18 protein-coding genes are annotated in these 25,613 nt (G+C 63.0%); 11 read left to right on the top strand and 7 right to left on the bottom strand.

Translation table 11 applies throughout. From position 1 onward, the window contains the following. Positions 1-2: 2 nt before the first annotated feature. Both nadE and FJ419_RS10755 read right to left on the bottom strand, forming a co-directional pair. Positions 3-986 (bottom strand): NAD(+) synthase, encoded by a 984-nt coding sequence (nadE, locus tag FJ419_RS10760; RefSeq protein WP_181170666.1) that lies wholly within the window; start codon positions 984-986, stop codon positions 3-5. After that, positions 983-3,721 carry an AMP-binding protein gene (locus tag FJ419_RS10755; RefSeq protein WP_181170665.1) on the bottom strand — a complete coding sequence of 913 codons (2,739 nt, stop codon included), beginning with the start codon at positions 3,719-3,721 and terminating at the stop codon, positions 983-985. The genes nadE and FJ419_RS10755 overlap by 4 nt, the downstream gene beginning before the upstream one ends. Before the next feature lie 1,116 nt (positions 3,722-4,837). Between FJ419_RS10755 and FJ419_RS10745 the strand changes: the two genes are divergently transcribed. Continuing rightward, positions 4,838-5,020 (top strand): DUF768 domain-containing protein, encoded by a 183-nt coding sequence (locus FJ419_RS10745; protein WP_140545337.1) that lies wholly within the window; start codon positions 4,838-4,840, stop codon positions 5,018-5,020. Positions 5,021-5,112: 92 nt separating this feature from the next. On the opposite strand, the gene FJ419_RS10740 is transcribed toward FJ419_RS10745, so the two are convergent. Both FJ419_RS10740 and FJ419_RS10735 read right to left on the bottom strand, forming a co-directional pair. Further along, positions 5,113-6,444 (bottom strand): UDP-glucose/GDP-mannose dehydrogenase family protein, encoded by a 1,332-nt coding sequence (locus tag FJ419_RS10740; RefSeq protein WP_140628899.1) that lies wholly within the window; start codon positions 6,442-6,444, stop codon positions 5,113-5,115. Positions 6,445-7,589: 1,145 nt separating this feature from the next. Then, positions 7,590-8,375, bottom strand: coding sequence for an SDR family oxidoreductase (locus FJ419_RS10735; protein ID WP_140691199.1), 786 nt, complete (start codon positions 8,373-8,375; stop codon positions 7,590-7,592). A gap of 168 nt (positions 8,376-8,543) precedes the next feature. Here FJ419_RS10735 and uxuA point away from each other — a divergent pair, with 168 nt between their 5' ends. The 4 genes from uxuA to FJ419_RS10710 all read left to right on the top strand — a co-directional run bounded on the left by uxuA (position 8,544) and on the right by FJ419_RS10710 (position 13,510). Beyond that, complete coding sequence (gene uxuA, locus FJ419_RS10725) at positions 8,544-9,728, top strand: mannonate dehydratase (protein WP_140691196.1); 1,185 nt, start codon at positions 8,544-8,546, stop codon at positions 9,726-9,728. Between the two features lie 193 nt (positions 9,729-9,921). Beyond that, positions 9,922-10,962: a proline racemase family protein gene (locus FJ419_RS10720; protein ID WP_140691193.1), complete on the top strand. Its 1,041-nt coding sequence runs from the start codon at positions 9,922-9,924 to the stop codon at positions 10,960-10,962. A 222-nt stretch (positions 10,963-11,184) separates the two neighbouring features. Then, a complete protein-coding gene (ftsZ, locus tag FJ419_RS10715; RefSeq protein ID WP_140691185.1) occupies positions 11,185-12,177 on the top strand; it encodes a cell division protein FtsZ in 993 nt (330 codons plus the stop codon). A gap of 271 nt (positions 12,178-12,448) precedes the next feature. Continuing rightward, a complete protein-coding gene (locus tag FJ419_RS10710; protein ID WP_140691182.1) occupies positions 12,449-13,510 on the top strand; it encodes a maleylacetate reductase in 1,062 nt (353 codons plus the stop codon). 35 nt (positions 13,511-13,545) lie between these two features. Here the strand turns inward: FJ419_RS10710 and FJ419_RS10705 are convergent, their stop codons facing one another. Next, on the bottom strand, positions 13,546-15,042 hold the full coding sequence (locus tag FJ419_RS10705) for an aldehyde dehydrogenase family protein (protein WP_140691178.1): 1,497 nt from the start codon (positions 15,040-15,042) through the stop codon (positions 13,546-13,548). A 215-nt stretch (positions 15,043-15,257) separates the two neighbouring features. On the opposite strand from FJ419_RS10705, the gene fghA reads away from it, so the two are divergent. Further along, complete coding sequence (fghA, locus tag FJ419_RS10700) at positions 15,258-16,091, top strand: S-formylglutathione hydrolase (RefSeq protein ID WP_140691175.1); 834 nt, start codon at positions 15,258-15,260, stop codon at positions 16,089-16,091. A 1-nt stretch (position 16,092) separates the two neighbouring features. Here fghA and FJ419_RS10695 read toward each other — a convergent pair whose 3' ends face one another. Further along, positions 16,093-17,205 (bottom strand): NAD(P)/FAD-dependent oxidoreductase, encoded by a 1,113-nt coding sequence (locus FJ419_RS10695; protein ID WP_140691173.1) that lies wholly within the window; start codon positions 17,203-17,205, stop codon positions 16,093-16,095. Between the two features lie 193 nt (positions 17,206-17,398). Between FJ419_RS10695 and FJ419_RS10690 the strand changes: the two genes are divergently transcribed. The 3 genes from FJ419_RS10690 to FJ419_RS10680 all read left to right on the top strand — a co-directional run bounded on the left by FJ419_RS10690 (position 17,399) and on the right by FJ419_RS10680 (position 20,701). Next, a complete protein-coding gene (locus tag FJ419_RS10690) occupies positions 17,399-18,775 on the top strand; it encodes an aspartate aminotransferase family protein (protein WP_140691170.1) in 1,377 nt (458 codons plus the stop codon). Between the two features lie 140 nt (positions 18,776-18,915). Next, entirely contained in the window at positions 18,916-19,368 is a 453-nt protein-coding gene (locus FJ419_RS10685) for a DUF2231 domain-containing protein (protein ID WP_140546089.1), read from the top strand. Positions 19,369-19,408: 40 nt separating this feature from the next. Continuing rightward, positions 19,409-20,701, top strand: coding sequence for a sorbosone dehydrogenase family protein (locus FJ419_RS10680; protein WP_246679190.1), 1,293 nt, complete (start codon positions 19,409-19,411; stop codon positions 20,699-20,701). A gap of 23 nt (positions 20,702-20,724) precedes the next feature. Here FJ419_RS10680 and FJ419_RS10675 read toward each other — a convergent pair whose 3' ends face one another. After that, positions 20,725-21,930 carry an ROK family transcriptional regulator gene (locus FJ419_RS10675; protein ID WP_140691165.1) on the bottom strand — a complete coding sequence of 402 codons (1,206 nt, stop codon included), beginning with the start codon at positions 21,928-21,930 and terminating at the stop codon, positions 20,725-20,727. A 213-nt stretch (positions 21,931-22,143) separates the two neighbouring features. Here FJ419_RS10675 and FJ419_RS10670 point away from each other — a divergent pair, with 213 nt between their 5' ends. Further along, entirely contained in the window at positions 22,144-23,202 is a 1,059-nt protein-coding gene (locus FJ419_RS10670; protein WP_140691162.1) for a glycosyltransferase family 4 protein, read from the top strand. 153 nt (positions 23,203-23,355) lie between these two features. Then, a complete protein-coding gene (locus FJ419_RS10665) occupies positions 23,356-25,518 on the top strand; it encodes an amylo-alpha-1,6-glucosidase (RefSeq protein WP_140546085.1) in 2,163 nt (720 codons plus the stop codon). Positions 25,519-25,613 lie beyond the last annotated feature (95 nt).

The following is a 25,613-nucleotide window of genomic DNA, read 5'->3' as shown; positions in this document are numbered from 1 at the left end:
GCTCAGCCCTCGTCCATCTCGACAGCGGGCAGGGGTCTCGCGTGAAGATAACGCGCTGCGCGCCGCTTGCTTTCAATGTCCTTGAAGACTTTCTGAACCTGGTCGGGAGTGAGGCCGGCGACCGCTGCGATCTCGTTGGCAGAAATGCCGTGGTTCAGGCCATAGAGACACAAATCCGTCAGGTGATATGGCAATGCGAAATAGAACTCCTCCTGGCTTTGCGCCATGGAGAACGTATCCGTGGTTGGTGGCCTGCGCCGCACCTCGGGGTCTATCCCGAGATACTCCGCTAGTTGATAGACTTGCGTCTTATAGAGGTGGACGATCGGCAGCACATCGGCGATTCCATCGCCCTGTTTGACGAAAAAGCCTTGGTCGTGCTCCAGCCGGTTTGGCGTGCCTGCCACCGCGTAGTTGAGACGGTCCGCATGGTAATACTCCGTCATCTTTCGCACGCGTTGCTTGTAGTTGGTGGCGGCGACGATCTGCAGATAGGTTGCGGGTGGCAGTCTGACCGTGTCGACTTTGCCATCCGGATCCTCGACCGTCAGCCTGGTAATGTTGATGCCGTTGCTTTCCAGAACCGACGCCATCACCAGCTTGCACTTCCAGCCTTGACCGTACGCGGGAACGACGGTCCGGATCGCCTCGATCTGACGTGAATAGGCACCGATGCCCTCCAGGGCAGGCGTGATGTCTTCAACGATCGAGTCGATACCAAGTTGCGATGCAACCGTTCGGCCAAGCCGCAGCGAGTCGCCGGAAGAATGGGATTCCGGCATGAACAGGCCGAGGACCTTATCTTTCCCGAACGCGCCGACGCAGAGCGCTGCGACAACGGAGCTGTCGATGCCCCCAGAGAGGCCGACAACGACGCCTCGGCGCCGGAGTGTACCAAAGACCTGTCGGCGCAAGGCTTCTACGATGCGATCGACCTCGGCACGAGCGTCGAGCGCCAGGGCATCCTTGCCAAACCCCGAGATCACGTCGATGACCGTTCCTCCCCCTGGCGAGATTCTTCTGGCAGATAAGTTCGGGCCACGGCCGCCTCGATGAGCGGACGGTTGGAGGCCACGTTAGGCTCTGAGACCATGTCGATGTGGGTGCCAATGATCGGGATCACATCCAGGTCTTCGAAAGCATTGTCCCACCCGATGGCGCGAGGCATTCCAGGACGGGCGCAGCGAAATAGGGTGCCGGTGATCGGCAGTCGAGGTCTTGGCGTCTGGAGCCACTGAAAAAACGCTTTGGCCCTCAAAACTTCCTGGAGCTCCAGCTTGGCCCTAAAGCTGGTCGCGTTGAATTTCTCCTGCGCATAGCGATCAAGCAAGCGGGCCAGTTGCATCTCGTAGCCCATTCGGACCACGATTTTTGCAAGGGCGCGGCAAGCCATTCTGTAGGCGGTAATACGATTGGTTCGGATTCGATGAATTGTGCGGACGACCGTCTCTCGGTAAGTGCTCCGTTCACCGAGCAGGCTTGTGTCGAGGATGCCCAGAAATTTCACATTTCGCCCGACAGCCAGCAGCCTTGAAGCAACTTCAAAAGCAACGACGCCGCCAAGCGAATGGCCGAGAAGTCGTACGTTACCTTCAGGCTGGGCGCGGCGTATCTGGTCGAGCGCGGCCTCGGCCATATCTGCGACCGAGTTTTTTCCCTGCAGTATCATTGCCAGGGCTGGATACCTGATCGGGACAACCCGGGCGGTTCTACCCATGGAGGCCGCGAAGGCGGCAAGGCTAGGGCCATAGCCGACAGACCCCGGGAGCAGGAAGAGAATTGGCGGATGCTCTTTGCGCGAGCTGGCCTGCTCGTTACCTGCTTTCGCGGCCGCGACGGCCTTCACCATTTCGTCGAAATTCATTCCGACGGTGAAAGGCTCAAGGTCGATCTCCAGGCCGAGGACGCTTTCGATCTCCATGACACAATGCAGCAGCTTCAGCGAATCGCCGCCGGCGTCATCCCAACGTCCTGAGGCAACGCGCGTGTTCAGAATCTTGGTCCAGGCACGTTGCACGATCTGCTGGATAGTCCGTTCCGGTCCTGTATTCGGAGCCTGGACAATGCGGTCCTGCCTCACGCTTGCGCCGTCCAACTCGGCGAGCCTCGCCATGTCGACCTTCCCGCCCGGCAGGCGTGGAATTTCGGCAATGGCGTGCAGTCTCAATGGGCACAGAGGCGGCGGCAGCGTCGTTCGGGCAAGATGGCGGAGATCGTCCGCGAAGTTGGAAGTGGCCGGCCCGCGAGGTACGGCGAAGGCGATGAGTTCCGTTGACGCCGTCACAATCGCCACAGCGTCCTCAACGGAAGGCGCGCCACGCAAAACCCGCTCCAGCTCCGCGGGCTCAACGCGTCGACCATTGATTTTTATCTGACGTCCCTTGCGACCCATGATCTGCAGCAGGCCATGGTTGTCCAGTTGAACGAGGTCACCCGTTTCAAAGATGCGGACGGACGGGTTCTCGGGGTCTGCAGCCACGGGCACGACGACGCCGTTCTCCCAATGGCCAAGCAAGACATACGGACTTTTTATGACAAGCTCTCCAGTCCCGCCGGGCGGCACCGGGCGTCCTTGCTCGTCGATGATCGCAAAACTAATCCCTGGAAGAAGCCATCCAACGGGAACCGAGGCAGCCTGCTCCGGCCAATCGGTCGGTACAAACCATTGTGATCCTGTCGTCTCGGTTGACGAGTAGCCGATCTGTACCAGGCAGTTGCTTGAAACAGCGTCGCGTAGCAGCTTGATGTCAGACCGTGAAACCTTTTCGCCGCCGATACGAGCCACCCTGAGACTGCGGAATGCGTCTTCTGATTTGTTCGCCATAAGCGCACGCAGGAGAGCCGGCACCAGGTAAGTGACAGTCACTCCCTCGGCTTGCATCCGGTGTAAAACCGCGCGCAAGCCTACGGCTTCGACCTCAAGAAGATGCAATGTGGCGCCGGTAAGAAGGGCGGCCAGCACCTCTCGACACCCGGCGATGGTGGCCGGTCCCGTGAGAGGCAGGAATACGTCCTGCGCATTGATGTGACAGGCGTTTACATATTGCTGAACACGCCATAGCAGGCTGCGTTGACTGTTAACGATGCCTTTTGGCCGACCTGTACTGCCCGAAGTGTAAAGGACGATCGCGGGGGCATCCACGGATACCGGATGGAGCTGGGGAACGCGATCGCTCTTCGGTTCGCCGCGGGGCGAGACATTTATCCAGCCGACAGCTCGCGGCAGGCCCGTGGGTCGGACATCTCCATCCCCTATGATGGTCGATAACCGCGCCTCGGACACGATCGCATTGATCCTGGTGTCCGGATCCCTCGTGTTCAGGGGTACCAAAGGCCGCCCTGCGGCCATGCTCGCCAGCATCGCCAACGGAAAGAAGGCCGTATTCGCAAGAAGAATACCGACGGCGTTGCCGGCGGGAGTGATGGCGAGGATGCGGCTAGCCAGTGCTTCGACAGCCGAGACGAGTTCCGAATAAGTGAAGCGGTTGGTTGCGTCGGTAATCGCCAGCTTTTCGGGATACTGGCCGGCCACATTTTTCAAATGATCGACAATGGCGACATCGGCATAATCAGCGTCCATCCGCTGATAGGGGCGCAAGACAGGGCCGCCTTGGTCGAGAGCGTATTCCGGGACGTTCGTCCATTTGTTATATGCCGCCGATTGAGAATCCGTCCGCGGATATTCAATCGCGAGTTCCGATCCTGAGTAGGCTGGTGACATGACGGGCTCACGCTATGGATAGCGTCAGTTATCGCCGCCCGCACAAACCATTTCATCGATCATTCTGATGATGCTGGCGACGCTAGAGGTGTACATCGAAAAATTTCGCGCCCGCCTCGTGACGGCGGCCGTCAGACTTAAAGAACAGCCGTACGACATGGAGAGCTGATGCCGCGGCGCGGGGTGGGGCAGATTTGCATTCTGAATGGCTCGTCTAGCGCCACGGTCTGTGTTGCCAAAAGGCATGTCGCGCTCAGCGGTTCGGTACACGATATCCACTGAAAAAAGTTTTGAAGATAGTTACAGCGCGCAGCGCGCGATCGACTCGGTTGCTGTCCTTCGGACGGTCTTTTGGAAATACCGCAGTCTATACGACCGGCTATACGACCCGGTTTTGCATCGACGGCACTTAGCGAGTTCCGCCGGCAGCGGACCCGATCATCCGCATGTGAAGAGGTTCACCTAGCCAGGCGTTTAGTTGCGCTATGTACGAGAGGAGAGTCGCAACGGTTTGGGGAACACGGCGTCTGGTGCAGCGGGTGGCAGCGGCTAGCCGCCAGGCCTAGCCAGCAAGGTTTTCGCAATCTCGCCAGAACGAACATATCCATTCGGACCAATTGTGGGCGAAACATGCGAACGAACCGCGTGGGTATCTGAATTTGCGAACGACGGCATCTGCTACCCTGTGCGTGCTCTCGGGACGGCAGGTGTGCAAGCTGGCGCGGAGATATTCGTGGAAGAAACGGCTGTCAACAAATCACTTCACCCTACCAGGGGAGTGTCACTTGGAACGAGGAAGCCGCCTTCTAGCAGGTCCAGAGCGTCCAGCGCTTCTTCGACCCGCAAATGCGCCAAAGGAATTCCGTCAACGAGCAAAACTTTTTGGTCGCCTACGTTGTAGACTTCCCAAAGCCTGCCCATTCCCCGCCGGATGGCGTGCCGTCTTTCCATGCGCCGACAATATGAGCCATATGCGAGTTTGAATAGGGAACGATCCCGGCGGTGACAAATTATAGCGTGGATAAACTGGTCAAGCTTGATTGTACTTAATCATGGATACAACCCTGGAATGGTTTTACAGTGAGTGAACGAGGCCTGAAATTCCTTCAGGAGTGGATGGATAGCAATCTGCCGCATCATTCATCATCTGACACAATCTTAGCGCAAGAGCTTGCAAGGCGATTAACCAGCGACGCAAAAAACGCTGGAATTCGATCAGAAGAGATTTCGGAGGAGGTCGGCAGCATCTTCTCAACGATGCTCGAGGCGCTTGGAAATAGGGATCCCGTGCCGGATTGAGAGCAGAACGGGGGCTGCGCAACCGAAGAAGCGCTCCGGCCCACAACGATAGGAACTACAGCTGCCCTGCCGGACATGTTGATTTGGCGCCCTCATGCCGCCATCCTGCCGATCGAGAAGTATTCGATGCCGTAGCGCGCGATCACCTTGGGATCGTAGAGATTGCGGCCGTCGAAGATGACCGGCGTGGTCAGCGCATCCTTGAGCGCATCGAAGGACGGCGCGCGGAAGCTCTTCCATTCGGTGCAGATCAAAAGCGCGTCGGCGCCGCGCAGTGCCGCCTCCTTGGTGCCGCACAAAAGCAGATCCTCGCGCAGGCCGTAGATCGCCTGGCACTCCTGCATCGCCTCGGGATCGTAGGCCTGCACCTTGGCGCCGGCCGCCCACAACGCTTCCATCAGCGTGCGCGCCGGCGCCTCGCGCATGTCGTCGGTGTTGGGCTTGAAGGCCAGCCCCCAGACGGCGAAGGTCTTGTCCCTGAGCGCGCCCTTGAAATAGTGGTTGACCTTGTCGAACAGGACCGACTTCTGCGCATTGTTGCGCTCCTCGACGGCGCGCAGCAATTTGGCGTCGAACTTGACGCCCTCGGCGGTCTTGATCAGCGCGCGCACATCCTTCGGGAAGCACGAGCCGCCATAGCCGAGGCCGGGATAGATGAAGTGGTAGCCGATGCGCGGATCCGAGCCGATGCCCTTGCGCACCTCCTCGATGTCGGCGCCCAGCTGCTCGGCCAGATTGGCCATCTCGTTCATGAAGCTGATCTTGGTCGCCAGCATGCAGTTGGCGGCGTATTTGGTGAATTCGGCGCTGCGCACGTCCATCACGATCATCTTCTCGTGGTTGCGGTTGAACGGCGCGTAGAGCTCGCGCATCACCATCTCGGTGTCCTCGCTGGAGGTGCCGACGATGATGCGGTCCGGCTTCATGCAATCGGCGACCGCCGAGCCTTCCTTGAGGAATTCGGGGTTCGAGGCGACGTCGAAGGCGAGATCCTCGCGGCCGCGCTTCTTCAGCGTTTCGGCGATCCTGGCCTTCACCTTCTCGCAAGTGCCAACCGGCACGGTCGACTTGCCGACGACGATCTTGGCGCTGTCCATCTCACGGCCGATGGTCTCGGCGACGGCCAGCACATATTTCAGGTCGGCCGAGCCATCCTCGCCGGGCGGCGTGCCGACCGCGATCATCTGGATCTGGCCATGCCTGACCGCCGCTGCCGCGTCGGTGGTGAAGCGGATGCGGCCGGCCGCGTGGTTTTCCCTGACGAGGGCCTCCAGGCCCGGTTCGAAAATCGGGACCAAGCCCTGGTTGAGCCGCTCCACCTTCTTCTCGTCGATATCGACGCACACCACCTCATGGCCGACCTCGGCCAGCACAGCGGCCTGGACGAGACCGACATAGCCAATCCCAAACACCGTCAAATTCATTTGGTTCTATTCCTGTCAAAGGCCGGGCCGCGGTCCGGTAAGCTGGATATGCCGAAAAGGTGGGCTGTTCGACAACACTCCGCGTCATATCCGCTCTTAAGACGCTGCCGACCAGAGCGGCCCGACAGTCCGCCGTTTTGGGGTGGATCGGAATGAACCGCCGGGCCTAACCGACTTTAAAAAAGTCGGCTGGCGGCCTCTATATCAACTCTGGCTAATGGTTACGCCCTTTGAACGAAGGACGTCGGGCAGCTCCTCTACTGCTGGGAGTGCTGCACCATCAGGAGAGGCAATGCTTCCCGTGATTAAAATTCGGCGTAACAAAGAGCCCGTGACCAAAGCCGACGGGCAGCTACTGGGGTGCCCAGGAATGCGCAAACTGGCAACGTGTGCGGCAGGCGATTTGGCAATGAGGGAGAGCCTGCGCTGTTGCGCGAACAGCTGTGCCTTGTCCGTCAGTCGGACCGTGCGTGAGACCAACGTCTTACCCGGCAACTCATAGGTCCCGGCCACGAAACATCTTCCAGAGAAGTCCATTGGTGGGTGCTGGCGAGCATAGTCTCTTCATTGCCAGTTCGTGGATGCCCACCATCGCCTGAGATGGGGCATCTGCATCAATCCGGGGGTGTTTTGATTGCCGATCCCAGAGAGCCTAAATCACGAATATCTCAGATTTGATTGTCCAAGATGCCAGCATCCAATCATCCGGAAGGGTTCATGGTTCAAGGTCATTGCCACTTTCAGATGCCCCCAATGCAACACGACGCTGCGGCTGGGATATCCTGAAAAGTTACGCATTTTCGAGACTCACAGGCATCTAACGGACGGACCACCGGCCGGAGCCAGCGGGTGAAGGCGGTTGGCGTCGCCCGACGGCGCCGACTCGTGGCCCGATCCGACAGTCGGGGTGCAGCAACAGCAACGCTGACCCCAGACAAACCCACTGTTGCGGTTTTGCCGTTCTCGATTCCAAGCGACAAATCCTGAACAGGAGGGCCGGGCCGCGGACCTAGGCAGGTCGGCCGCAGCCCGTCACATGATGCCGAAGGTCTTGTAGGCATCCGCTGTGCTCATTCCCTCGCGGGGCAAATCGGAAATTGTCTTGAGTCAGCGACTCCCGGTAAAGCCAAGCCCGATCTTCATGGTCATTTCACACCGATGCCGGCGGTCAAGCCGCCGTCTATCTTGTAGTCCGCGCCGGTGCAGAAGCCGGCCTTGGAAGAGCACAGAAAGGCGATCAGCTCCGCCACTTCCTCGGGCTCGCCGATGCGGCCGAGGGGATGGGCCGCGCCGAAGCGCCTGTAGGCTTCCTCGACATCGGCATCGCTGCCGTTATCGCCGCGCGCGGCCTTCTCGAGGATCGGCGTGCGGATCGAGCCGGGGCTGACCGAATTGACCCGGATGCCTGCGGCCGCATAGTCGAGCGCCAGCGAACGCGTCAGCGTATGGATGGCGCCCTTGGTCGTGGCATAGGCGGCGACGTTCTGCTGGCAGGCGAAACCCTGCACCGAGGCGACGTTGACGATGGCGCCGCCGCCGCGCTTGATCATTTCCGGAATGCCGAAATGGGCGGTCAGATAGATCGAGCCGACATTGACCGTCATCGCCTTGTTCCAGGTCTCCCAGTCGGTTGTCGTCGCGGTTCCATAGGGATGGACCGCCGCCGAATTGACGATCACGTCGAGGCCGCCGAAACGCTCGACGCCGGCCGTGACGGCGTCTCGGACCTGGTCCAGCACGGAGACGTCGGTGTCCACGACCAGCGCGCCGGCCCCGGAGCTTTCCAACTGCGCTCGCATCGCGGCATTGGCCGAACGGTCGATGCCGCAGGCGACGATCGCAGCGCCCCCGGCGGCCAGGCGCCTGGCGGTTGCGAGACCGATCCCGGTCGTTCCGGTCACCAGCGCGACCTTGCCGTCAAAATCTTTCATTGATGAACTCCTTTGGTCACGTCTCGGAAGCCGGCTTTTCCGGCAGGAGGCGCAGGGCGAAATCGAGATGGCGGCTCATCGGATAGGCGCGGGCCAGCCTGTCGCGCGCGTATTTGACTCTCGTTGTGGTCCAACAATAAGTTGCGCACCTCACAGAGGAAAGCGGCAATGGAACAGTGCTGGCGCTGGTATGGCCCGGACGATCCGGTAACACTCGATCATGTCAAGCAGGCGGGTGCGACAGGCGTGGTCTCGGCCCTGCACGACATCTATGACGGGCGTGTCTGGCCGCTGGAAAACATCCTAGAGCGCAAGCGCATCATCGAGGCGGCGGGGCTGACCTGGTCTGTGGTCGAGAGCATTCCGGTCCACAACTCGATCAAGATCGGTTCGCCGGAGCGGCTCCGCTATGTCGGTTTCTACAAGGACACGATCCGCGCCCTAGCGAAGGCCGGTATCGCGACGATCTGCTACAATTTCATGCCGGTGGTCGACTGGACGCGGACGGATCTGGCCTACCGCTTGCCGACGACGGGTTACGCGCTGCGCTTCGATGCGATCGATTTCGCGGCTTACGATCTGTTCGTGCTGAAGCGCCGGAATGCCGAAGCCGGCTACACGCCTGCGCGCATCGCCGAGGCGGAAGCGCGGCTGAAGGAGCTCGGCGACGAGAAGATCGACAGGATCGAGCGCAATCTCATCGCCGGCCTGCCCGCCACCGAGCGCGCCTACAACCGCGACAGCTTTCGCGAGGCCTTGGCCGAATACGATACGATCGGGCCGAAGGAGTTGCGCGACAACCTGGCCTGGTTCCTGCGCGAGATCATTCCGATGGCCGAGGAGGAGGGGGTGCGCATGTGCATCCACCCCGACGATCCGCCATTCTCGCTCTACGGCCTGCCGCGCATCGTCTCGACCGCCGAGGATGCGCGCTTCATCCTCGATGCCGTCGACAGCCCGGCCAATGGCCTGACCTTCTGCGCCGGCTCCTACGGCACGCGCGCCGACAACGACATCGTCGCCATGGTCAAGGAGTTCGCGCAGCGCATCCATTTCGTCCATTTGCGCAACGCCACCATCGAGGATGACGGCTCGTTCCACGAGGCCGAGCACCTCGAGGGCGGCACCGACATGGCGCATGTCATCCTCGCGCTGATGCAGGAGGAGGCGCGCCGTCGCAAGGAAGGCCGCGCCGATTGGCGTATTCCAATGCGGCCTGACCATGGGCATCTGCTCGCCGACGACATCGGCAAGACCAGGATCAATCCCGGCTACTCGCTGATCGGCCGGCTCAAGGGCCTTGCCGAGCTGCGCGGCATCATGCGCGCCGTCGAGCGGTTCGGACTGGCTTGACTTCCAGACGGGCTGGCCTTCGCTCCCGGCCCTTGAACCTGTAAGGACATAATGGCGCCGCCAAGGGGCGTTGGGTACCCTTCGGGCCGCCATTGGCAAGCAGGCTCAAGCGCGCGTGTCAGGTCGGGGTTGCGGCATCGATCCGCCGGAACATGAAACAGGCCGATAGTTCGCGGCGGACGGGGAGAAAGCAATGCGCACCAGAACCAGCATCCGCGTCGTCGGCTGCCACGCCGAGGGCGAGATCGGCGACGTTATCGTGGGCGGCGTGCTGCCGCCCGCAGGCCGCACGATGATGGAAAAGATGATCACGATGGAACGCGATCACGACCATATAAGGCGCATGCTGATCTGTGAGCCGCGCGGCAGCGTTGCCCGTCATGTCAATCTGCTGTTGCCATCGACGCGCGAGGATTGCGCCGCAGGCGCCATTATCATGGAACCGACGGAATATCCGCCGATGTCCGGCTCCAACACGATCTGCGTGGCCACGGTGCTGCTCGAGACCGGCATGGTGCCGATGCAGGAACCCGTGACGCGCTTCAAGCTCGATATGCCCGGAGGCGTCATCGAGGTGCGCGCCGAATGCAGCGACGGCAAATGCCTGTCGATCACGCTGCGCAATGCTCCCGCCTTCGCCGAGCGCCTCGATGCCGACATCGAGGTGGAAGGGCTCGGCACGATCAAGGCCGATATCGCCTATGGCGGCATGTTCTACGCGATTGTCGATGCGCCCGCGCTAGGCTTCTCGGTCACGCCCGACGAGGCCCGCGACTTGGCCGTGGTCGGCGAGAAAGTCCGCCGCGCGGCGCGCGAGCAGCTCGATGTCGTGCATCCGCAGTTCGACAATGTGCGCGGCGTGTCCATCGTGCAGTTCGCCATGCCGTTCCAAGGGCCGGGCAACGTCACGCGCAACACCTGCATCGTCTCGCCAGGTCGCTCGGACCGCAGTCCGACGGGAACCGGCACCTCGGCGCGCATGGCCGTGCTGCAGGCGCGGGGCCAGATGAAGGAAGGCGAGGTGCTGATCCATGAATCGATCATCGGCTCGCGTTTCACCGGCAAGATCCTCGAACTCACCGAAGTCGCGGGGCGCAAAGCGATCGTGCCGCAGATAACGGGCAGGGCCTGGATCACGGGAGAGCACAATTATTACCTCGATCCGACGGATCCGTACCCGCAAGGCTACGTGCTGTCGGACACCTGGGGCACCTCCACTTCGGTGACGCAATAGAATTTTCTGCAGCGACGCCGGCTCGGATCATCCGAGCGTCCAGACGCTTTTCCGGCTCCTGGCCGGGGCGTTTGCGCTTGCAGAATGTCAGCGGACCTTGCAGGGAGGCGCCTGCTCTGATTCCCTGCGGTTGGTGGGGATCGCCTGATTCGTGTGCTCGTTGTTCCGTTTCCGCATGATCGTGCGGCGGAGCAGCGGGTACCTCGGTAGAAAGATGAGAAAATGACCGCCAAGCCGGAAATCCTGGAGATGAGGCCCAAGATCACCGTTGTCGGGGTCGGCGGCGCCGGCGGAAACGCCGTCAACAACATGATCGCCGAAGGGCTGCAGGGCGTCGAGTTCGTCGTCGCCAACACCGACGCGCAGGCGCTCACCATGTCGAAGTCGTCGCGGCTGATCCAGCTGGGCGCGCACGTGACCGAGGGCCTCGGCGCAGGATCGCTGCCCCAGGTCGGCAGTGCCGCCGCGGAGGAATCCATCGACGAGATCATGGATCACCTGGCGGGAACGCATATGTGCTTCATCACCGCCGGCATGGGCGGCGGCACGGGGACCGGTGCTGCGCCCGTGATTGCGCGTGCCGCGCGCGATGCCGGCATCTTGACGGTGGCCGTGGTCACCAAGCCTTTCGTGTTCGAGGGCAAGCGCAGGACCCAGGCGGCCGAGGAAGGCATAGAACGGCTGCGCGAGAGCGCCGACACGGTGATCGTCATCCCGAACCAGAACCTCTTCAGGGTTGCCGACGCCAGGACAACATTCGCCGACGCCTTCGCCATGGCGGACCGCGTTCTCTATGCGGGTGTCGGCTGCATCACGGACCTGATCGTCAAGGAAGGCCTGATCAATCTCGATTTCGCCGACGTGAAGTCGGTGATGCGCGACATGGGCAGGGCGATGATGGGAACCGGCGAGGCCTCCGGGGAGGGGCGCGCCAAGATCGCGGCCGAGGCGGCGATCGCCAATCCGCTGCTCGATGAAGCCTCCATGTCCGGCGCCAGGGGGCTGCTGGTATCAATCTGCGGCGGCATGGACATGACGCTGTTCGAGGTCGACGAAGCCGCGACACGGATAAGGGAAGAAGTAGACGCCGATGCCGACATCATCGTCGGCGCCATCTTCGACCACGCACTGGCGGGAAAGTTCCGCGTGTCCGTCGTCGCGACCGGTCTGCGCAAGAGCGCGGACGTCGCACAGTTCGAGCAGCGGATCGCCTGAGACCACGGCGATCTCGCGGCTGCGCTTGTTCCCGAGGGCACGACGCAATCGGTCGATATCCGCTTCCGGCCGCGAACAATCCCGGACCGCGCACGCTGTCGGTCAGCGCATTTGCGCGCCTCTTCGTCGTCACGACGGCATCCGGCTAGTGTCTGTCCATATTGGACACTAATTGACCGATCCGTTCAATGCCGCCAATGTCTGGCAAAGCGTCGGCATCAATCCCTTCCTGCTGCGTGTCGACAAGCGCGGCTGACGGAGGAGAGGCTCGTTGAAAAGCTTCGTCTATAACGGCCAGCCGGCACGCGTCGTCTTCGGATCTGGCACCATCGCAAGATTGCCGGAAGAGATCGACCGGCTCGGGCTGAAACGCGTGCTCGTGCTGGCAACGCCGCCGCGCGAGGCCGATGTCCGGCGTCTTGCCGGATCGCTGGGCGGCATCGCGGCCGGCGTCTATGCCAAGGCGACGATGCATACGCCGGTGTCGGTGACCGAGGACGCGCTGCGGGTCGTGACGGAACTCAAGGCCGACGGGCTGGTTGCGGTCGGCGGCGGCTCCACGACGGGCCTCGCCAAGGCGATCGCCTTGCGCACCGACCTGCCGCAGATCGTGATGCCGACGACCTATGCCGGCTCGGAAATGACGCCGATCCTCGGCGAGACGAAGGACGGCGTGAAGGTCACCCAGTCGAGTCCGAAGCTATTGCCGGAAGTAGTGATCTACGATGTCGACCTGACGATGACGCTTCCTGCCGCGTTGTCGGGAACGAGCGGCATGAACGCCATCGCCCATGCGGTCGAGGCACTCTATGCCAGGGAAAGCAACCCGGTGATAAACCTGATGGCCGTTGAGGCCATCGGCGCATTGGTAGGCGCCTTGCCGGTCATCGCCGAGAAGCCGGATGACCGCGATGCGCGCTCCGAGGCGCTTTACGGCGCTTGGCTCTGCGGCATCTGCCTCGGCTCGGTCGGCATGGCGCTGCACCACAAGCTCTGCCACACGCTCGGCGGCAGTTTCGACCTGCCGCATGCGGAGACCCATACGATCGTCCTGCCGCATGCGCTGGCCTATAACGCGCCCGCCATTCCGGCCGTCATGGAGATCCTGCGGGCCGTGCTGAAAGCGGACGATCCTGCCATGGCTCTCTACGATCTCGCCGGCCGGATCGGCGCCAGGCGCGCCCTGTCCGAGATAGGCATGCCGCCCGACGGGATCGACATCGCGGCGGACCGCGCGCTGGCCAATCCGTACTGGAATCCACGGGCGCTGGAGCGGGAACCGATCCGGGCTCTTATCGCGCGCGCCTATGCCGGCGAGCCGCCGCAGGCCTGAGAAACCGAGCGTCGCAGGCCGGTCGCACCTGAATATCAGTCGGTCTGGATCCAAATCGCCTTCGTCTCCAGATATTCGTGCAGGTGCTCGACGCCGCCTTCGCGGCCGTAGCCGGACATCTTCATGCCGCCGAACGGCACGGCCGGGTCGATGGCGTGATACATGTTGACCCAGACCGAGCCGGCCTTGATGCGACGCGCGAGCTTGTGCGCGGCGCCGAGATTGGTGGTGAAGATGCCTGCCGCCAGGCCGTAAGGCGTTGCATTGGCGCGCGCGACGGCCTCGTCCAGCGTGTCGAACGGCATCGCCGAGATGACCGGCCCGAAGATCTCTTCGCGCGCGATGGTCATCTTGTCAGAGACCGCGCCGAAGACGGTCGGGGCGATAAAATTGCCGCCGTCATAGAGCTCGCCCGTCAGCCGCGAGCCGCCGGCGACCAGCCGGGCACCTTCGTCGCTGCCCGCCTTGATGTAGCTTTCCACCTTGCCGGCTTGCCTGGCATTGATCAGCGGCCCGATTTCGGTCTCCGCCTCGATGCCGTGGCCGATGCGCAGCTTGCCGGCGAATTCGGCGACACGGCGCACGAACTCGTCATGGATCTCGCGCGCCACGAACAGGCGCGAGCCGGCGATGCAGATCTGGCCGGAATGCACGAACACCGCCATCGCCGCGACCGGCACGGCCTTGTCGATGTCGGCGTCGCGGCAGACGATGATCGGCGACTTGCCGCCGAGCTCCAGCGAAACGCGCTTGAGGTTGGCGACGCCGGCGCGGGCGATCGCCTGGCCGGCCAGCGTCGAGCCGGTGAAAACGATCTTGTTGACGTCCGGGTGCTCGGCAAGCCGCGCGCCGGCCTCGGCGCCGGTCCCGGTGACGATGTTGACGACGCCGTCTGGAACGCCGGCCTCCTGCATCAGCTTCGCGATCAAGAGCGGCGTCAGCGATGCCTCCTCCGACGGCTTCAGCACGATGGTGCAGCCGGTAGCCAGAGCCGGCGCGATCTTCCAGATCGAGGCGGCGGTGGGCGCATTCCACGGGATGATCGCGCCGACGACGCCGACCGGCTCGCGCCGGGTGAAGGTGACGATCTCGCCGGGGATGGAATTGTCGATCGTCTCGCCATGCAGCGTGGTCGCCATGCCGCCATAGAAGCGCAGCATGCCGATGACCCGGCGCCGGTTGGCCAGCGTGCGGGTGATCGGCAACCCCATGTCGAGCGTGTCGGAGACGCTGAGCTCTTCCCAATGCTTCTCGAACAGGTCGGCGATCCGCAGAAGCACGCATTGCCGTTCGTAAGGCGAGAATTTCGACCAGGGGCCCTCGAAGGCCGCGCGTGCCGCGGCCACCGCAGCGTCGATATCCGCTGCTCCGCCGCGCGGCACCGTCGCCAGCACTTCGCCGGTCGCCGGGTTCAGAGCCTGCATCTGCTGGCCGGATTGCGCCGCGACCCACTTGCCGCCGATGAACATCGGCCGGAATTCGCCATGGTAGAGCGTCGCGGCCTTCGCCCTTGGGTCGAAGTTCAGCGTCATTGTCTCCTCCTCACGGTTCCGCCGCGACTATTACTCCCGCGGCCGGCGACCTCAAACAAGGAAAGCCAAAAGGGCGTTCAGATAATCGGACGTGCAACGCGCGTCTTCCCCGATGTTTCCGGCAACGGAGGAACAGATATGCAAGGCGCAAGGTTGCGCGAGCCCCCAGGTGGCGGTTATGCCAGATCGAGATTTGCTGACGAAAGGCAGAACCGATGAAGGTCGTTTCCATCTCCAAATCGCATGGCGGAATCCAGGGCGTCTATTCGGACGCTTCCGAAGTCTGTGCCTGCGACATGACCTTTGCGGTCTTCGTGCCGCCGCAGGCCAAGGACGGGCGGCTCCCGGTCCTGTGGTATCTGTCCGGCCTTACCTGCACGCACGCAAATGTCATGGACAAGGGCGAGTACCGGCGGATGGCGTGCGAGCTCGGGCTGGTCGTCGTGTGCCCCGACACCAGCCCGCGCGGACCCGACGTTCCGGACGAAAAGGACAATTGGCAGTTCGGCTGCGGCGCCGGCTTCTATCTCGACGCGACGCAAGAGCCTTATGCGAAGAACTACCGGATGTACTCCTATATCACCGAGGAACTGCCGGCGCTGATTGCCGCCAACTTTCCGGTCGACATGTCACGCCAGGCCATCTTCGGCCATTCGATGGGCGGACACGGCGCGCTGACGATCGCGCTCAAAAATCCCGAGCGTTACCGGAGCTGCTCGGCCTTCGCACCGATCGTGCAGCCGTGGACGGCCGGCTGGTCGCGGCCGGCCCTCGAAAAATATCTTGGATCGGACGAAAGGAAATGGCGCGCCTATGATGCGACACTGCTGATCGAGGACGGCAACCGATATCCGGAATTCCTCGTCGACCAGGGCGCCGCTGACGGCTTCCTGCAGGATGGGCTGCGCCCATGGCTGCTCGAAGAGTCCTGCAAGAAGGCAGGGATCGACCTCACCCTGCGCATGCAGGAAGGCTACGATCATTCCTACAACTTCATCGCGACCTTCATGGACGATCATCTGAAGTGGCATGCAGCGCGGCTTACGTGATCTACGACGCGACGACGCGCGCCACATGGTCGGCGATCGCCAGGCTGGAAGTCAGGCCGGGACTTTCGATGCCGAAGAGGTTGACCAGGCCGTCGATGCCATGCGTCGCGGCACCCTGGATCACGAAGTCGCCGTTGGCGTCGCCCGGCCCTGACAGTTTCGGCCGGATGCCGCTATAGGCTGCCTGCAGGCTGTCGTCGGCCAGATCGGGCCAGTATTTGCGGATCTCGGCATAGAAGCGCTCGCCGCGTGCCGGATCGACGCGATAGTCGATCGTGTCCGTCCACTCGACATCAGGCCCGAAACGGGCGATGCCGGCAAGGTCGAGGGTCAGATGGACGCCGAGCCCGCCGGGCTCGGGCACGGGATAGACAAGATGTGAGAACGGCGCGCGCCCGGCAATCGAGAAATAATTGCCTTTGGCGTAGCGAAGCGCCGGCAGGAATTGCCGGCCGAAGCCTTCGATCGAGCCGGCAAGCGTGACCGCGCCGAGACCGGCCGCGTTGATGAGACGCGGTGCGGCGATCTCGAACTCTGCGCCGCTCGCGCAATCCATCGTCCGCAGCACGATGCGGTCGGCCTCGACGCGGCCGGAAACGATGTGGGTGTTGAGCGACAGCATTGCGCCGCTCCCCTCGGCATCGCCGAGCAGGGCAAGCATCAGCCCGTGGCTGTCGACAATGCCGGTCGAGGGCGACAGCAGCGCCGCGGTGCAATGCAGCGCCGGCTCCAGCGCTTGCGCCTCCTCGGCGGTCAGGAAGCGCAGGTCATCAACACCGCAGGCGTCGGCGTTGGCGCGAATGGCGGCCAGCACCGGATCCTGCGTCTCGTCGGTCGCAACAATCAGCTTGCCGCAGCGGCGATGAGGGACCGAATGGTCGGCGCAGTAGCGATAGAGCATATCGCGTCCCGCGACGCAGAGCCGGGCTTTCAGCGAACCCTGCGGGTAATAGATGCCGGCGTGGATGACTTCGGAATTGCGCGAACTCGTTTCGGTGCCAATGGCGTCCGCCGCTTCGACGATCAGGGTTTCGAGACCAAGCGCCGCCAATTTGCGCGCGATCGCCAGACCGATCACGCCGGCGCCCGCGATGATGCAATCGACCTGTTCCATGTCCTGATCCCTCCTGCGCCCATTGCCGAGACAGGCCGCGGCGTGTTGGCGCTATCGATCCCGACGTCGCGGCTCTTGCGATCAGCCAGCGCGATGAGGCATCAACCGCCACAATGCAAGGCGGAATCTTCGGACTTCTCGATCAGAGGAGCGGTCTTATTTCCGCTTTGACGCCTGCACAGGAGCCACCACGATGGACGCAACACCGAATTCGCCTGAAGCCCGCGACATCCGCTATCACATGCATGGCTATACCAACGCCCGCAAGCACCAGGAAACCGGTCCGCTGATCATCGAAAAGGGCGACGGCATCTATGTCGAGGACATTGCCGGCAACCGCTACATCGAGGCGATGGCGGGCCTGTGGAGCGTCGCCGTCGGTTTTTCGGAAAAGCGGCTGGTCGAAGCGGCGACAAGACAGATGTCGAAGCTGCCCTTCTACCACGACTTCGGCTCGAAGGCGCATTCGCCGCTGATCGATCTCGCGGAGAAGCTGGTGCAGATGGCGCCGGTGCCGATGAGCAAGGCCTATTTCACCAATTCCGGCTCGGAGGCCAACGACACCGCGATCAAGATGATCTGGTATCGCTCGAACGCGCTTGGACAGCCGGCGCGCAAGAAGATCATCAGCCGCAAGCGCGGCTATCATGGCGTCACCATCGCTTCGGCGAGCCTGACCGGCCTGCCCAACAACCATCTCTCGTTCGACCTGCCGATCGCCAACATCCTGCACACCTCGACGCCGCATCACTGGCGCGACGCCGAGCCCGGCGAGAGCGAGGAGCAGTTCTCCGCACGGCTCGCCGACGACCTTGAAAAGCTCATCCTTGCCGAGGGACCCGAAACGATCGCCGCCTTCATCGGCGAGCCGATCATGGGCGCCGGCGGCGTCGTCGTTCCGCCCGCCGGCTATTGGGAAAAGATCCAGGCGGTGCTGTCGAAACACGACATCCTGCTGGTGGCCGACGAGGTTATCTGCGGCTTCGGCCGCACTGGCGAGATGTTCGGTTCGCACACCTTCGGCATCAAGCCCGACATCATGGTGCTGTCGAAGCAGATTTCCTCGTCGTACCTGCCGATCTCGGCGCTGCTGATCAACGATCGTGTGTTCGAGCCGATCGCGGACGAGAGCGACCGCATCGGCACCTTCGGCCACGGCTTCACCGGCGGCGGTCATCCGGTCGCAGCCGCCGTGGCGCTGGAGAACATCAAGCTGATCGAGGAGCGCGACCTGGTCGGCAATGCGCGCAAGGTCGGCGCGCATCTGCAGGCGCGGCTCAACAAGCTCGCCTCGCATCCGCTGGTGGGCGAGGTGCGCGGCGTCGGTCTCATCGCCGCCGTCGAGCTCGTCGCCGACAAGGCAACCAAGGCTCCCTGGGGCAAGCCGGCAGCGCTCGGCGCGCTGGTCAACGGCTTCTTACAGCAGAACGGCGTTATCTCGCGCAATATGGGCGACGCGATCGCCTTCTGTCCGCCGTTGATCATCACCGAGGCGCAGGTCGACGCCATAGTCGATGCATTCGAGCGCTCGCTCGACGAGGCGATACCGCAGGTCCATCCGCGGAGTTGACGAGGCCGCGAGGGCCTGGCCGGCAGTAGCCTGGGCTGACAAACGGACGTTCACCTTCCGGTGAGCGCGAGAAATTCCGGCGGAACATTCGCCTTTTTGCGCTGTTACATCAAAGCTGCAGCGCGGAAAGGAGCTTCCGCATGGAAAATCCGCAATCCACGGCAAGCATTGCCGGCCATCCCATACATCCGATGCTTGTCACCATCCCGATCGCCTGTTTCGTCGGGACCTTGCTCACCGATATCGCCTACTGGCGGACAGCGGAAATGACCTGGGCCAATTTCTCGGCCTGGCTCCTGACCGTGGGTGTCATTGTCGCCATCTTGGCCGCCATTGCAGGGCTTACCGACTTTCTTGGGGACCGCAGGATACGCGCTCAGCCGACTGCATGGCTGCACATGGGGGGTAACGCCGTCGTGCTCGTGCTGTCCTTCTTCAACATGCTCGTCCACACGCGCGACGCCTGGACATCCGTGGTGCCGACCGGGCTGATCTTGTCGGCGCTGGTGGTGATCATCCTGATCTTCACCGGCTGGCTCGGCTGGGCTCTGGTCTATCGCCATCATGTAGGAGTGGCCGATGAGGCGACTTGACAGCGCAATCAAATGGACGACCGCGGCGCTTTGCTGCGCAATGGCGCTCGGCGTTGCCGGCTGCAGCGACGACAACACCGACCCGAACGCGCAGATCGGCCCGAATCCGAAGCTGCCGGAGATAAACCAGTACCTTTTCCCGCCGATGCATCTGGCCTCGGTGGTCGGCTGGAAAAACGATGAAAAGCCGACGGTCGCGCAAGGCCTGCAGATCGAGGCGATGGCCAAGGGGCTTCAGCATCCGCGTTCGCTTTACATGCTGCCCAATGGCGACATCCTGGTGGTGGAATCCAAGGCGCCGAAAGAAGCGTCGGTCAAGCGGCCGAAGGACATCGTCATGGGTCTGGTCGAAAGCTGGGTCACCTCCGGCGGCGACACCGGCCCGAGCAACCGCATCACGATCTTGCGCGACACCAATGGCGACGGCAAGCCGGATTACCAGGGCGTGTTCCTCGACCATCTCAACGCGCCCTTCGGCGTGGCGCTGGTCGGCAACGACTTCTATGTCGCCAATACCGATGCCATCATGCGCTACCCCTATCAGCCGGGCGACACCAAGATCACGGCGCCGGGCAAGGTGCTGACGGAACTGCCGGGCGGGCCGATCGATCACCACTGGACGAAGAGCCTGGTGGCGAGCCCGGACGGTTCGCTGCTCTATGTCGGCGTCGGCTCAAACTCCAACATCACCGAGAACGGCATCCAGGCCGAGAAGGACCGCGCCGCGATCTGGGAAGTCGACCGCGCCACCGGCCGCTCGCGCGTTTTCGCCAGCGGGCTGCGCAATCCCAACGGCCTGACGTTCGAACCTGAAAGCAAGGCGCTTTGGACGGTGGTCAACGAGCGCGACGAGCTTGGGCCGAACCTGGTGCCGGACTACATGACCTCGGTGAAGGACGGCGCCTTCTATGGCTGGCCCTACAGCTACTATGGCCAGCATGTCGATCCGCGCGTGATGCCGCAGCGCCCGGACATGGTGGCTAAGGCCATCCCGCCGGACTACGCGCTGAGCTCGCATGTCGCGCCGCTTGGGCTTGCCTTCTACACCGCGAACAACCTGCCGCAATCCTATCGCGGCGGCGCCTTTGTCGGCGAGCATGGCAGCTGGAACCGCTCCCGCTTCAACGGCTACAAGGTGATCTTCGTGCCGTTCAGCGGCGGGCATCCCAACGGCATGGCGCAGGATGTCGTCACCGGTTTCCTCAACGACAAAGGCGAGGCGAGGGGCCGTCCGGTCGGTGTTGCCGTCGATAAGTCCGGCGCGCTGCTGATCGCCGACGATGTCGGCAACACGGTGTGGCGGGTGACCGCTGCGGCACCCGGTTCCTCGTAGGAACCTGGCTCAACGCCAGCGTATCAGCCGACCGGCTTCTGCAGCACGTCGAATTGCGGGTTGGTTTCCGAGAAGATCGGCAGGGCCGCTGCGCCGAGGACGGATGTGTCCTTTCCCGCGGCGCCGACCACGACGCGCGGCGTGGTACGGGCGCTGGTCGAGCTCACCGAGAGATGGAGCGGTTCCAGCCGGCCGGCCAGTGCCTCGAGCACCGGCAGCGGCATGAAGCCGCCGAGTACGACGGTCTCGGGGTCGAGCGCCATTTCAAGGACGTCGATCGCCTGCCGCAATGGCTCGACCGCCTCTGCGAGCCATGCTTCGAAGCGGCTGTCGCCGGTTGCCAGAAGCTCTTCCAGCAGGTCGGGTGAGGCATGGTCCGGATCCGGCAGGTCGAGCCTGTCATAGGCGGCGCGCAGCGAGACGTAGCGCTCCAGGCAGCCGCGCTTGCCGCAGTCGCAGGGCAGGCCGCCCGGCCGCACGATGATGTGGCCGATCTCGCCGGCATTGTGGCGGCTGCCCTTGTAGAGATGGCCGTCGAGGAAGAGGCCGGCGCCGAGGCCTGTTCCGATGAAGAGATAGACGAAGCTGTCGAGCTTGCGGGCAACGCCATAAAGCCGCTCGCCTACTGCCGCTGCTGTGGCGTCGTTCTCGACGATCACGGCGATGCCGGTCAAGCGCTCCAGTTCTTCGGCCACCGGAAAGTCCTGCCAGCCGGGAAGGGCCGTCGGCCCGACCGAGGTCATGCCTTCGACGCCGAACGGCCCAGGCATCGCCATCCCTATGCCGAGCAGTCTCGTGCGGTCCAGCCGGCTGGTTGCGATCAGGTCGCTCGAGATCGCGGCTAGCAGCGGCATGGCCTGCGTGGGAGTCGGTCGGTCGACATTTCTCTCGATGCGCGCGCGCACGGTGCCGGAGAGATCGGTCACGACGCCGACGGCCAGCTGGTGGTCGAGCTGCAGGCCGATCGAATAACCGCCATCGGGGTTGATCGAGTAGGGGACGGCGGGTTGGCCGCGCGCGCCCTTCAGCGTTGCTTCAGGTTGCAGCAGCCCGGCCGCTTCCAATTCCTCGACGATGTTGGAAATGGTCTGCGACGATAGCGCCGTCAGCCTCGCGATCGCCGCCCGCGACAGCGCGCCGTTGATGCGGATCGCTTCGATCACCACACGCCGGTTGTGCGATTTCGCCTGCTCGAGATTGGTGCCGGAGATGGCTTTCTTGGGGATCATGAGATAGTTACCAGCCACGGCAACCCTAGAGTGCCACTTTAGAAAATCAAGTTGATTTAGTTACTTGCCGACCCCGGAGAGAGCGGCGAGGTTGAAAGCCGTGCGGGCCTGTCTTGCCCAGTCGAGCGGATATCGACCGGGCCAGCGACCAATTGGGCAGGAACGATCTCGCGGCTGACGCATTTTGCCTCGCGTCAACAGCTGAGGGACCAGATGCGCATAGCCCATGTCGCGCCGCTTTATGAATCCGTGCCGCCGAAACTTTACGGCGGGACGGAGAGGATCGTCTTCTACATCACCCAAGCACTCGTCGAGCTCGGGCATGACGTCACGCTGTTCGCGAGCGGTGACAGCGAGACATCGGCGCGACTGGTGCCAGGCCGCGACCAGGCGATACGCCTCGACCCGCGGCCAAAGAAATCGGAAATCGCCGCGCATCTGGCGATGCTCGCCGATGTGCGCGAACGCGCCGGCGAATTCGACGTCATTCATTTCCACCTCAGCCATTTCCTGCATTTTCCGTTCTTCGAGCAGATCGCAGGTCGCACGGTGACGACGCCGCATGGCCGGCTCGACTATGTCGACCTGGCGCCGGCCTACAGACGCTTCCCGCGTTTCCCGATGATCTCGATCTCGCACAGCCAGAAGCGCGGTTTGCCGGATGCGAACTGGCTGGCCACGATCCATCACGGACTGCCGCTCGATGCCTACCGGCCGACCTATGAACCACATGGGGAAGAGCCGTATCTCGCCTTCCTCGGCCGCCTGTCGCGCGACAAGCGGCCGGACCGGGCCATCGAGATCGCGCGCCGGTCCGGGTTGAAGCTGAAGCTGGCAGCCAAGATCGGCGACGACGACCGCGCCTATTTCCGCGATAACATCGAGGCGTTCATAGATGGCGACCGCATCGACTATGTCGGCGAGATCACGGAGGACGAGAAGGCCGAATTCCTTGGCAACGCGGCAGGCCTGCTGTTCCCGATCGACTGGCCGGAACCGTTCGGCCTCGTCGCGATCGAGGCCATGGCCTGCGGAACACCGGTGATCGCCTGGAACAACGGCGCCCTGCCGGAGATCGTCGACAATGGCGTCACCGGCTTCGTCGTGGACAATGTCGACGATGCGGTCGCATCGATGCCCGCGCTTCTCAAACTCGACCGGCGGCAGGTGAGGGCGGTCTTCGAGAAAAGGTTCTCGGCGACAAGAATGGCGCGCGACTACCTTTCTGCCTATATGCGTCTGACCGGCATGCCGGAGGCCAGGGCCTCCTGACCTTGACTGCCTAGAGCCGGATGATTTGAGGTCTGTTCGATCTGAAATCTGAATCCGGCACTAAATCAAAGAGATAGAGCATGATGTCGTCCGAAAACCGCTTCACACTTTTCGGCATCATGCTCTAGGGTGGGGCAACCGAAGAGGTGACGAATGACGGAGCTCGACGAGCGCAAGCTCGATCCTGCCGTGGCCCTTTCCTCGCTCGACGAGACGGCGCCGCGAGAACCGCACCGGCTTTTTGCCCTCAAACAGGGCGATTGCTTCGCCGTCGCCGACGCCTATGGCGACATCAGGGGTTCGGGCGACGGGTTCTTCCGCGACGACACGCGCGTGCTGTCCGAATTCCGGCTGACCATCGGCGGCAGGCCGATGTCGCTGCTCGGCGCATCACTCAGCCAGGATAATGTGCTGTTCACGTCCAACCTGACCAACCTGCCTATTCAAAGCGCTGCCGGCCGCGATATGCCGCAGGGCGCGATCCATATCGAGCGCGTCAGGCTGATCTGGCAGGACAGGCTGTTCGAGCGCATCACGCTTTCCAACTACAGCCGCGAGCATTCCACCATAACCGCGTCGCTGCATTTCGCCGCCGACTTTCGCGACATGTTCGAGGTGCGCGGCTCGACCCGGGTGAAGCGGGGCACCACGCATATCGCCAAGACCGACAAGACCACGGTCCTGCTCGGCTATGACGGCCTGGACGGCTTGCCGCGACTTTCGGCAATCTCCTTTTCGCAGGCGCCAGACCAGTTGAGCGACAATCGCGCCGATTTCCTCATCGCCGTGACCAAGCGCAGTCGAAAGGTGCTTTATGTCGAGGTCGGCCCCGCGATCGCCGACCCGCCCGATCGCGACCGCTTCCGCGCCGCGGCGGCGCGCGCGCGGTTCGGCATGCGCGCCAAGCGCAGGCACGGCGCCACGGTGCACAGCTCGGGGCGCGTGTTCAACGATTGGGTCGAGCGCGCCCGCGCCGACGTGGCGCTGCTCACCACCGAACTTTCGACCGGACCTTATCCGTATGCCGGCATCCCGTGGTTTTCGACCGCGTTCGGCCGCGACGGCGTGATCTCGAGCCTGCAGATGCTTTGGCTCAATCCTGGACTGGCGCGCGGGGTGCTTGCCTTTCTGGCCGAGCACCAGGCGACCGAAACGTCGCCCTTTTCGGATTCGCAGCCCGGCAAGATTATGCATGAGACGCGCAAGGGCGAGATGGCGGCGCTGCGCGAGCTTCCTTTCGGCCGCTATTATGGCGGTGTCGACACCACGCCGCTCTATATCCATCTGGCGTCCGCCTATGCCGACCGCACCGGCGACATGGCCTTCATCGACAAGCTTTGGCCCTCGCTGAAGGCCGCCGCCGAATGGACGGAGGAGGCGAGCCGCGCCACCGGCTTCGTCACCTACCAGCGCGCCGCCGAATCCGGCCTCGCCAACCAGGGATGGAAGGACAGCTTCGATTCGGTCTTCCACGCCGACGGCCGCATCCCAAAGGGGCCGATCGCGCTGGTCGAGGTGCAAGGCTATGTCTTTGCCGCCTTCCGCGGCCTGGCGGCGCTCGCGCGCCGCCGCGGCGAATTCGCGGATGCCGAGCACTGGGAAAACCGCGCCGAGGAAATGCGGGTCGCCGTGGAGCGCGATTTCTGGCTGGACGACCTGAATTTCTATGCTTTGGCCATCGATGGCGAAGGCCAGCCCTGCAAGGTTCGAACGACAAATGCCGGGCACCTGCTCTTCGTCGGGCTGCCGCAGCCCGACCGCGCCAAGCTGGTCGCCGAGCAGCTGCTGTCGGCCGCCTTCCACTCCGGCTGGGGACTGCGGACGCTCGCCGACGATGCGGTGTTCTTCAACCCGATGTCCTACCACAACGGCTCGATCTGGCCGCACGACACTGCGCTTTGCGGCGTGGGCCTCGCGCGCTACGGCGAACGCGACAGCGTTGTGCGGCTGATGAGCGGCACTTTCGAATCGGCCGTTCATTTCAATATGCGGCTGCCTGAATTGTTCTGCGGTTTCGCCCGGGCGCCGGGCGAAGCGCCGATCGCCTATCCGGTGGCCTGCCTGCCGCAGGCCTGGTCGGCAGGCTCTACCTTCATGCTGATGCAGGCCTGTCTGGGCCTGGAAATCGATGGCTGGAAAGGCGAACTGCATGTCACGCGCCCGAGGCTGCCGATCGGTATCGACACCCTGATGCTCAGGCATCTGAGTGTCGGGGACAAGGTCGTCGATGTGACCTTCCAGCGGGTCGGCGACCGTGTCGCCGCCTTCCTTTCCGATCGTCATGAAGGCCAGGTGCCGCTTATCGTGCGGACTTAGAAGAAGGCGTCGCAAGCCCGCGTTCAACAATCGAAAAATGTCGGAACCCATGGCCGGCTTGTGCGTTGCACAGGTGGACCGGTCTGCCGTCCGCA

This window comes from Mesorhizobium sp. B2-6-2, assembly GCF_006440615.1.
GTDB lineage: Bacteria > Pseudomonadota > Alphaproteobacteria > Rhizobiales > Rhizobiaceae > Mesorhizobium.
This window is presented reverse-complemented; position numbering and strand designations above follow the sequence as displayed.